8 protein-coding genes and 2 tRNA genes are annotated in these 9,533 nt (G+C 45.5%); 8 read left to right on the plus strand and 2 right to left on the minus strand.

All coding sequences use genetic code 11. From position 1 onward, the window contains the following. The 3 genes from hrpA to QVA83_RS19975 all read left to right on the plus strand — a co-directional run. Positions 1–2,441, plus strand: a 2,441-nt coding sequence (gene hrpA, locus QVA83_RS19965) for an ATP-dependent RNA helicase HrpA (protein WP_287498867.1), incomplete at its 5' end; no start/stop codon positions are given. Between the two features lie 257 nt (positions 2,442–2,698). Continuing rightward, complete coding sequence (locus QVA83_RS19970; protein ID WP_014949177.1) at positions 2,699–3,001, plus strand: PilZ domain-containing protein; 303 nt, start codon at positions 2,699–2,701, stop codon at positions 2,999–3,001. Between the two features lie 284 nt (positions 3,002–3,285). Further along, entirely contained in the window at positions 3,286–3,543 is a 258-nt protein-coding gene (locus tag QVA83_RS19975; protein WP_014976293.1) for a DUF2061 domain-containing protein, read from the plus strand. 100 nt (positions 3,544–3,643) lie between these two features. Here QVA83_RS19975 and QVA83_RS19980 read toward each other — a convergent pair whose 3' ends face one another. Beyond that, positions 3,644–4,837 carry a class I SAM-dependent rRNA methyltransferase gene (locus tag QVA83_RS19980; RefSeq protein WP_014949179.1) on the minus strand — a complete coding sequence of 398 codons (1,194 nt, stop codon included), beginning with the start codon at positions 4,835–4,837 and terminating at the stop codon, positions 3,644–3,646. A 256-nt stretch (positions 4,838–5,093) separates the two neighbouring features. Here QVA83_RS19980 and QVA83_RS19985 point away from each other — a divergent pair, with 256 nt between their 5' ends. Further along, positions 5,094–6,071 (plus strand): NAD(P)H-quinone oxidoreductase, encoded by a 978-nt coding sequence (locus QVA83_RS19985; protein WP_156078246.1) that lies wholly within the window; start codon positions 5,094–5,096, stop codon positions 6,069–6,071. A gap of 22 nt (positions 6,072–6,093) precedes the next feature. On the opposite strand, the gene rnhA is transcribed toward QVA83_RS19985, so the two are convergent. Beyond that, a complete protein-coding gene (gene rnhA / locus QVA83_RS19990) occupies positions 6,094–6,564 on the minus strand; it encodes a ribonuclease HI (RefSeq protein ID WP_014979088.1) in 471 nt (156 codons plus the stop codon). 111 nt (positions 6,565–6,675) lie between these two features. On the opposite strand from rnhA, the gene dnaQ reads away from it, so the two are divergent. The 4 genes from dnaQ to QVA83_RS20010 all read left to right on the plus strand — a co-directional run bounded on the left by dnaQ (position 6,676) and on the right by QVA83_RS20010 (position 9,339). Continuing rightward, entirely contained in the window at positions 6,676–7,395 is a 720-nt protein-coding gene (dnaQ, locus tag QVA83_RS19995; RefSeq protein ID WP_014976297.1) for a DNA polymerase III subunit epsilon, read from the plus strand. Positions 7,396–7,449: 54 nt separating this feature from the next. Next, on the plus strand, positions 7,450–8,940 hold the full coding sequence (locus tag QVA83_RS20000) for a TIGR03503 family protein (RefSeq protein WP_156078247.1): 1,491 nt from the start codon (positions 7,450–7,452) through the stop codon (positions 8,938–8,940). Between the two features lie 215 nt (positions 8,941–9,155). Continuing rightward, positions 9,156–9,232: transfer RNA gene (locus QVA83_RS20005), tRNA-Asp, on the plus strand. 30 nt (positions 9,233–9,262) lie between these two features. Continuing rightward, a tRNA-Asp gene (locus tag QVA83_RS20010) sits at positions 9,263–9,339 on the plus strand. Positions 9,340–9,533 lie beyond the last annotated feature (194 nt).

The following is a 9,533-nucleotide window of genomic DNA, read 5'->3' on the forward strand; positions in this document are numbered from 1 at the left end:
GTCAAGTAGCACGTTTGCCTATCGACCCTCGCTATGCACGCATGGTGATTGAAGCCGAGCGCACTAATGCGCTAAGCGAAGTCATGGTGATTGCAGCGGGGCTCTCAATTCAAGATCCGCGGGAGCGCCCACAGGAAAAACGCCAGCAAGCAGACGAGAAGCACAGCGAATACCACGATAAGGATTCTGACTTTATCAGTCTTTACAACTTGTGGGTGGCGTTTAGAGAGCAGCAAAACGCACTCAGTCAAAACCAATTGCGCAAATGGTGTAAGCAAAACTTCATCAACTATTTACGTATGCGTGAGTGGCAGGACATTGTCAGCCAACTTAAAAAGTCTATTGCTGAGCTGGGCTTTGGCATTTCAAAACAAGAAGCCGACTATCAGGCTATTCACCAAGCCATCGCCAGCGGCTTGCTGTCTCACATGGGCTTTAAAGACAAAGAGCGCGAGTATATGGGTTCGCGTAATTCACGCTTTCTTATTTTCCCGGGTTCAGGGCTATCAAAGTCTCAGCCAAAATGGGTAATGGCAGCTGAGCTTGTAGAAACCTCTAAGCTATTTGCTCGTATGGTGGCAAAAATAGACCCAGCATGGGTAGAGCCTTTGGCCGAGCATGTTGTGCAACGAAGCTATTCAGAGCCCCATTGGTCTAAAAAGCGCGGCGCGGTGATTGCCTTTGAAAAGGTTACTTTGTTCGGACTACCCATAGTGATGAAGCGTGCGAAGGTTTATAGCCTCATCGACCCGCCAATTTGCCACGAGCTATTTATCCGCGAAGCGTTAGTCGAGGGCAATACTAAGCTCAATTACAGCTTCTTACAGGAAAATCAGGCGCTGCTTGAGCAGGCTGACGAGTTTGAACAAAAGACTCGCCGTCGCGATTTGATAGTCGATGATGAAGAGCTTGTAAGCTTTTATGCCAAGCGTATTCCGGTTGAAGCCAATAATGATGCGGCGTTTAAGAAATGGTTTAAGCAACACGGAAGCAACGACAGTTTAACGTTTAAAGAAGAAGACGTATATCGTCAGCAGCCTGGGCAATCGGTAGCAAACGCATTTCCTGATGTATGGCGCCAAGGCAATATTACGCTGCCGCTTCGCTATAACTTCGAACCTAACGCTGAAGACGATGGCGTAACTGTTGTCATCCCGCTGCCTGTGCTTAATCAAGTTGATAACGTAGGTTTTGATTGGCTGGTGCCGGGACTAAGGCACGACCTTATTGTGGGGTTAATTAAAACCTTGCCAAAACGCTTGCGTCGTAACTTTGTGCCTGCGCCAAACTTTGCTGAAGCATGCCTTGCTGATATCTGTGAAACAGATAAGAACAACCGTCCGGTGCCTTTGCTTGAAGCTGTAACCGATAAGTTACGCAAAATGACAGGCGTTATTATTGAAAGCGAAGAGTGGAATTTAGAACAGCTTGATAAGCATTTAAAAATGCACTTCGCGGTAGTTAATGACAACGGTGATGATATTGCCAAAGGTGACGACCTGCACGCGCTTAAACAGCAGTGTGCAGGGCAGGTGAAGCAAACCTTTGAGAAAGCCGCAACTCGGGAGTTAGAGCGAAATAACATCGAACAATGGGATTTCGAAAGCTTGCCAGAAACCTTTGTGCAGAAAGTTGGCGGGTTTGAAGTTCAGGCGTTCCCGGCTCTGGTACAAAAGGGCGATAAGGTAGATATTGCGCTAATTGAAGAAGCGGATAAAGCCCAAGTGCTGCATAAGCGAGGCGTGAATGTCTTGATTAAAAACGCGATGCCGTCGCCCCTTAATTATTTGCAAAGCAAATTACCTAATAAAGCCAAGCTGGGTTTGTATTTCAATCCATTTGGACAAGTGAAAGCGCTAATTGATGATTGTATTTTTGCGGGTATCGACGCCATTGTCAGTGATTACTGCAAAACCAATAACACCGACATTCGCAGCAAAGCCGATTTTGAAGCCTGTTTAGAGATTGCTCGTGCAAACATTAATGACAGAGTGTTAGAGATTGCCAAACAAGTGGAGCAGGGGCTTACCCTCGCGCACCAGTGCCAGAAGCAAATGAAAGGTAACGTGCCGCTGACGATGATAAACGCCTTAGGTGACTGTAAAGCCCACTTGGCATCGTTAGTTTTTCCTGGTTTTGTTTCTGAAATTGGCGAGAGTAGGTTAGATGATTGGAATCGTTACATTAAAGGTTTAGCTCGTCGGCTAGAGAAGCTCCCCATTGATCCCAACAAAGACAGAATGCATCAGGTAACGGTAGAAAAGTCGATTAAAGAATGGGAAAAGGCGTGCAGCAAGTACCCCAAAGGTAAAGTACCTCAAGCTCTTAATGACGTGCGCTGGATGATAGAAGAATTACGGGTTTCCTTGTTTGCGCAGCAGCTTGGTACGGCTTACCCGATTTCGGCTAAGCGTATCACTTTGCACCTCGCTGACTTTTAAAAAAGGGCGTTAGGTGTAAGGTAGCATCAATGAGCCAGGCTAGGGCATGAGGGCATATATTTGTTACCGCAAACAAAACAGCGGGCAGAAACGGCTGAGTCGCTGATTTAAGTGGGAAGGTAGTCGAAATTAGACCAAAGTACACTTTTAATAATTGTTGAATAAATATTATACAGTTCGATTGACAAGTTACCGGCATCGCCCTATAACATCAGATGTAGTCGTCAGCGTAACGCTAAAAATCAGGAGAAGTAGACATGTTGGGATACGACGATAAGCGAAATTTTTTCAGGATGATGGTAAATTCGCCTTGTCAGTTGCAAATTACTGATGATGAGTCGAGCCGCACCATGCAGGCAATGTGTAGAGATATCAGTGCTACAGGTATGTCTTTGGAAGTCGATGAACCCTCAATTGAGGTGGGTACACAAGTGAGTGTTGCAATAGAGTCATCTAGTTCGCAAATCCCATCTTTGGCAGCATTAGCGACTGTTGTGCGCTGTGAACCAGAATCCGAGTCAAGCTGCATTATAGGCGTCGAAATTTCTCAGATGAAATAGTCTAATCTAACGTGTTAGGGCGGGGTAAAAGCTTCGCCTTTTCGTGTCTAACTAAAAAACACAAGGCGTCAGGGTCTACAGCAATGACGTACCCGCGGTGTTGCTTCTTTCTTTACACTCCAATGTTGACCAGCCCGTTGTGGTTTGAAAACAGTCTTTCAGCGTTCATATACTAAACCGAATAGGCCGTTCAGTTTTTTCTATTTTAACTCTCAGTCTTAATTGCTAATAATTCTCATTAATGCGAAAGCAAACTGATTTAATACTTTGAGAGAGCGATGACTATGAAAAAGACGATGACCTTTGCAGTGATGCACTTTTCAGTGGCCTTTACGGTTGCCTACTTACTGACAGGAAGTGTGGTAGTAGGCGGTGCCGTAGCGTTGGTTGAGCCAGCCATTAATACCGTGGCGTTTTATTTTCACGAGATGGTGTGGAAGAAAGTTGAAGAAAAAGAGGGTGTTGTTAAGGAACAATCAGATGACAGTTCACAACAGTTATCAAGTCGCTTTTCTAACAATGAGATAACCTTTGCATCTTAAGGAAATGGATTTACCTTCGTAAGCTTTTCGCACAACGTAATGTTAGCTCAATTGATTTCGTTAAGCGCCCTATACATCAAAAAGGGCGCTTTTTTAATCGCTAGTCGTCGGTGACTTCACACACTAGACCTTTCAAGTAATAGCCTTCTGGATAGCTGCCAATGATAGGATGATCTGAGGCTTGATTAAGCCTTGCGATAATTTTGATAGTACGACCTGCATCAAGTGCAGCGTCTGCCACAACTTTCTGGAATAAATCTGCCGGCATAAGGCCAGAGCAGCTAAATGTAAGCAGCAGCCCACCAGATTTAACAGCATGTATGCCGTACATATTAATGTCTTTATAGCCGCGGGCAGCACGGTTTAATGTTGCCTTGCTGTCGACAAACTTTGGCGGGTCGAGTATCACCATATCAAACTGTTTGCCCTGCTCGTGATACTCCCTGAGTGCCTTAAACACGTCTTGGTTTACGTAATTGGCTTTGTTTTCGTCTAAACCATTGATGGCTACATGGTGCTTAGCCAAATCAAGAGCAGGCTGAGATACATCAACGTTTGTAACTGACTTAGCACCGCCAGCAAGTGCGTAGCAAGAAAACGTACCTGTGTAGCTAAAACAGTTGAGTACGTCGGCATCTTTCGCGTAGTGCGCAGCCGCCGCGCGACTGTCTCGCTGATCAAGGTAAAAACCGGTTTTATGGCCGTTCTCGATATCAACCACTATGTTGATGCCGTTTTCTTTTACTGTAACTTGCATAGGTGGTTCACCATGCAGTACACCAGTTACAGGCTCTAAACCTTCTTTCTTGCGCACGTCCACGTCGCTTCGCTCGTATATGTGTACATTAGGCATTAGCTTAGTAATTGCCCACACTATCTTATCTCTGTGTTTTTCGCCGCCCGCGCTCAAAAGCTGAAGTACTGCAACATTGTCGTATAGGTCTATAGTGATCCCTGGAAGGCCATCACTTTCAGACGCTATCCAGCGAAACGCGTTGGTTTTGTTTGGGTCAAACAAGCGTTTGCGAAGGGCTAGTGCAGTTTCTAAACGGCGTAGGAAAAATCCGTTATCAATGCTTTCGTCTTTCTTGAATGTCCACATACGAACGCGAATTTTTGAATTTGGAGAGTAAGCGCCTCGCCCTAACCAGTCGCCTTCAGAGTCAAATACGTCTACCGTATCGCCAACTCGCGCGCGGCCCTTTAGTTCAGCCACAGCGCTTTCGAATACCCAAGGGTGTTTGCGGCGAAGTGATTTGTCTCTGGATGGCTGTAATATGACCTGTGCTGACATGAAGGCTCTCGTACTAATTTAATAAATGTGAAACAGAGTTAAGCGATTTTACTCGCTTATGAGAATGGTCGCGATTATACGCAATTTCATAAGTTCTGTGTTAATAATACCAATCTGCATAGATAATTACCCACTCAGCGAGAGTTAAAATGCTCTATCCGGACTGGTATAAACACAAAACAAACCCAAACTGTTTGATATAAAAGTACGTAGCCAAATTACGATTAAAATTTAAGACTAGGATTGGATGTAAATTATGCGATATGTCGATTTTGAAAAAGGATGCGGCCCAAGCGAACTTGTTGTAAAGGAATGTGAAGGGCTGTCGCTAGCACCAGGGAAAGTAAAAGTTGACGTAAAAGCGTTTGGGGTGAATCGTGCGGATACCTTGCAACGCCAGGGGAATTACCCACCTCCACCAGGCGAGAGCGGTATTCTTGGATTAGAGGTAGCTGGCGTGGTGTCAGAGGTTGCCAGTGACGTCACTGCATTTAAAGAAGGTGACGAAGTATTTGGTTTGGTTGCAGGTGGCGGCTATGCCACTGAAGTGATCGTTAATCCAGCCCATTTAATGCCCATTCCCCAAGGCATGCCGTTTTTTGAAGCCGCGGGTTTGGCCGAAGTGTTTCTTACGGCATTTCAGTGTTTGCGCACAATCGCGCATGTAAAGCCGGCTGAACGGGCGTTAATTCATGGCGGTGCAAGCGGTGTAGGGCTGGCTGCCACGCAACTTTGTCGATATTGGGGCGTACACAGTGCGGTAACGGCTTCAAGTCAAGATAAGCTTTCGTTGTGTGAAAGCAATGGCGCAGAGCATCTTATCAATTATAAGCAGCAACAGTTTGATGATGTGCTTAAAAAAGTCTGGCCTGAAGGGGTTGATATGGTGCTTGATATGGTAGGTGGCGACTACCTCAACCGTAACCTTAAAATACTGAAGCAAGATGGAAAAGTGGTTTACTTAGCGATGCTGGCAGGGAGATATGCTGATAACCTCGATATGGCTATGCTGTTAGGTAAAAGGGCGTCCATTATTGGCACGACACTTAGAAATCGAAGCGACGATTATAAAGCTGATCTAATTCGTGACTTTACTACCGTATGCTTGCCCGCTTTTGAGAATAAAGAGCTTAGGGTAAATATCGATACTCACTATAGCATTGAAGATATCGGCGAACCCCACGTGCGTTTGGAAAACAACGATACGCAGGGCAAGTTGGTTCTTTCTTGGTAAATGAGCTTTGCAGTAAGCTTATCTAATTGCCAACGAAGCCTTCGTCGGGTTTCGTTGGATTGGCTTCTGCCGCATTGCGGGCCAGGTCGTCACAGCGCTCATTTTCAGGGTGCCCCGAATGGCCTTTTACCCAATGCCAGTTTACCTGATGCTTTTTTACCGCTTCATCTAGTCGCTTCCACAAATCTGCGTTCTTGACGGGTTTTTTATCTGCCGTGCGCCAACCGTTCTTGCGCCAATTATGGATCCACTGATTAATACCGTTTTTTACGTACTGGCTGTCGGTAGTTAATTCAACGTTGCACGGTTCGTTTAAACTATTAAGCGCTTCGATAGGGGCTAATAGTTCCATACGGTTATTAGTTGTGTGGGCAAAGCCGTCGCTCAACTCTTTTCTATGCTGCTTGTAAATCAGTACAGCTCCGTACCCGCCCGGTCCAGGGTTGCCTAAGCACGAGCCGTCGGTGTATATATGAATGGTCTTTTGAGCCACAGCGTTTCCTTTGATTTAACTGGCTTAATTTATATTGTCTTTTCCCTTAGCGGATTGCGAAGGGGTTGATATACTATCAAAAAATGAAAGTGTAATTATAGTAGAGGTTCCATGCGCCAAATTGTTCTCGATACTGAAACCACAGGTATTGACCCCAAAGAAGGCCACCGCATTATCGAAATAGGGTGTGTTGAAGTTGTTAACCGCCGATTGACGGGGAATCACTTTCACGTTTACATCAATCCGGGCCGTCACATTGAACAAGAGGCAATTGAAGTCCACGGTATAACCAATGAATTTCTTGCCGACAAGCCTACCTTTTCTCAAGTGGCTCAGGAGTTTGTGAGCTTTATCAAAGGGGCACAGTTAGTCATTCACAACGCGCCTTTCGACGTTGGGTTTATGGATCACGAGTTTGGCATGGAAGCGTCTACCAAAGGCGTTATTACTAACCAAATTTGCGATGTTCTCGATACACTTACTCTTGCTCGCCAAATGCACCCAGGCCAAAAGAACAACCTTGATGCATTGTGTAAGCGTTATGGTATAGACAATAGTCATCGTACCCTTCACGGCGCTTTGCTGGATGCGGAAATCCTGGCAGATGTTTATCTGTTGATGACCGGTGGGCAAACCAAGCTTAAACTGGCGTCTAGCTCTGGCAGCGACGCTGACTCAACTGCCATTCGTAGAATTAACCGAAGCGCAAATAAATTAAAGGTTATTAAAGCCTCCGCCGATGAAATAACACAGCATGAGGCCCGCTTGGATATTGTCGAAAAAGCGGGTGGCAAATGTTTATGGCGTCCTCAGCCTGAAGAGGTGTCTTAGCAGAACATAATCAAACAGAACTAAAATAGCCAAACAATGCAGGAGCAGCGTAGCGTGAGAGTGTGGTTTTATTGGGTAATTTTTTTATCATTGTTTATACACTTAAGCGCTGGCGCTCAGTCGCAAGAAGACGAACGCGACGCTGCAAGGCAGCTTGCTGATAGCGCTGTACAAAATGCTCAATCAAGCAACACAACAATAGATACATCTCCTCTTACAGAGCTTGGTGATGAATACACCAACTCCATTCAACTGTTACAAAACCGCTTTCGCGTTGACTATAACGTTAAAGAAATCACCATGGTTTTCTTTAGGGAGTACGGTTCTGCTCCTGTAGTGCTGGTTAGACCCGATGGTTCAAAGCTATTTCAAGGGCGCGTCGACGAAGAAAAGGTGCAGTGGTACGACGCTGATACCTTTGACATGATCACCATCAAAGATCCTGTGCCTGGGCCTTGGCAAGCTGTAGGTCAAGTATTACCGCAAAGCCGTGTAATGGTTTTGTCTAATGTTGAACTTCATGCTGAGCCGTTACCGAATGTGCTGTTTGCAGGCGAAATACTTAAATCCACAGCCTATTTAACCAACAACGGCAAGCCTATAGAAAACAAACAGTTCAGAGATGTCGTTGACTTAGAAATTGAGTTTAAGAGTACCAATAACCCTAACTACGGCAACTTTGGTACAAATGACCAGCGCATAGCGACATTTAAAGACGATGGACGAGGGATGGATGAGCGACCAGGAGATGGCGTTTTTACTGGCCAGTTCAACTTGAAAATACCGGCTGGTGAATGGAAGCCTATTTTTCGCGTAAGCACACCAATGTACACCCGCGAGCAAATAGGCGAACTTATCGTCTTACATGAAAATCCCGTGTCTATTGATGTTGAAATGGATGGAGGCGGAGAGGGCTATCATAAAATTGTTATTGATGTAGACCGTGAATTAGTCGACATTGAGTCACTGCTAGTCGATGGCAAAGTGAAGTTTCCTAATTCCGATATGCAGAATTTTTCGCTAACAGAAGGCGGTGTGGGTCCTCGAGAGCACTTAATTGTCGCCTACGAAGAAGGAATTTTTAGGGTAAAACTCACTGCTTACGGCACGACAATGGATGGGCGCGATTTTATATTAGATGTCCCTGAATATAGTTTTGTGGCAGAGGGACCAGCCGAGCCTGAGGTTGAAGACCCTTTAATCAATGGAAAAGATCCTATCGTTGATGGCAGTGCACCCTTAATAACGCAACCTGAAGTGCCACAAGACGATATGCAGCCAAATTCGGTAGAAGATGAAATGGATGATGGGACGCTAACCCTCATTCTGGTGGCCGTAAATGGGTCTATAGTGCTCATCGGAGTAATCGCTGCTGCTGTAATTATTATTATGCGAAAAAAGGCGTCTGCGCCTAAGCAAGCAAATGGTACTGCAAAGCCATCGGGAGAAACCACCGATGCTGACCTTACTATGGAATCTGAACCTAAGGGGTTTAAAAAACTGTTAGGGCTATTCAAAAAGCGTGAAAAAGCTGAAAAGGAATAGCAGGGAGACCAGCGCTTCAGTTTAAGGCGTCGCTAATTTGTTCAGTTTGAATTTTATTTCGACATAATGCCTATTTAACAGGCAAACAAACCGCAGATGACAATTTTATTAATAAAAAGCGTTGACTCCACATAGGGGAATACGTATTATCTGCGCCGCAGTCAGGGGACAGGGCAACAACAGCCAAGTCAACTCACTGATAACATTGAAGATGTGGAGCGGTAGTTCAGTTGGTTAGAATACCGGCCTGTCACGCCGGGGGTCGCGGGTTCGAGTCCCGTCCGCTCCGCCACTCTTTCAATGGTATAACTAAAAGGTCTTCGGAGCGGTAGTTCAGTTGGTTAGAATACCTGCCTGTCACGCAGGGGGTCGCGGGTTCGAGTCCCGTCCGTTCCGCCACCTTTCTTGGTAAAAAGCGCAAAAATACTTGCCTGTCATATCTTTTCAGTAACGGCTAGCGTTTAGTTTTCGCGGGTTTTGCAACTCTTTGTTCCTAAATAGCAGATTTTGACTCGTGCCTGTTATCTTTCATCGATAAGGGTTGGTGGTTATCTGGTTGATATTGGGTCGCTTTTCCTCGCTCCAGATTAGAA

Origin of the sequence: Alteromonas sp. AO-Serp, assembly GCF_017849675.1 — a bacterium.
Taxonomy (GTDB): Bacteria; Pseudomonadota; Gammaproteobacteria; order Enterobacterales; family Alteromonadaceae; genus Alteromonas; species Alteromonas macleodii.

Bases quoted from the DNA above. Each gene is read 5' to 3' on its own strand.
- QVA83_RS19970 (WP_014949177.1), top strand. From the start codon at position 2,699: ATGTTGGGATACGACGATAAGCGAAATTTTTTCAGGATGATGGTAAAT.
- QVA83_RS19975 (WP_014976293.1), top strand. From the start codon at position 3,286: ATGAAAAAGACGATGACCTTTGCAGTGATGCACTTTTCAGTGGCCTTT.
- QVA83_RS19980 (WP_014949179.1), bottom strand. From the start codon at position 4,837: ATGTCAGCACAGGTCATATTACAGCCATCCAGAGACAAATCACTTCGC.
- QVA83_RS19985 (WP_156078246.1), top strand. From the start codon at position 5,094: ATGCGATATGTCGATTTTGAAAAAGGATGCGGCCCAAGCGAACTTGTT.
- dnaQ (WP_014976297.1), top strand. From the start codon at position 6,676: ATGCGCCAAATTGTTCTCGATACTGAAACCACAGGTATTGACCCCAAA.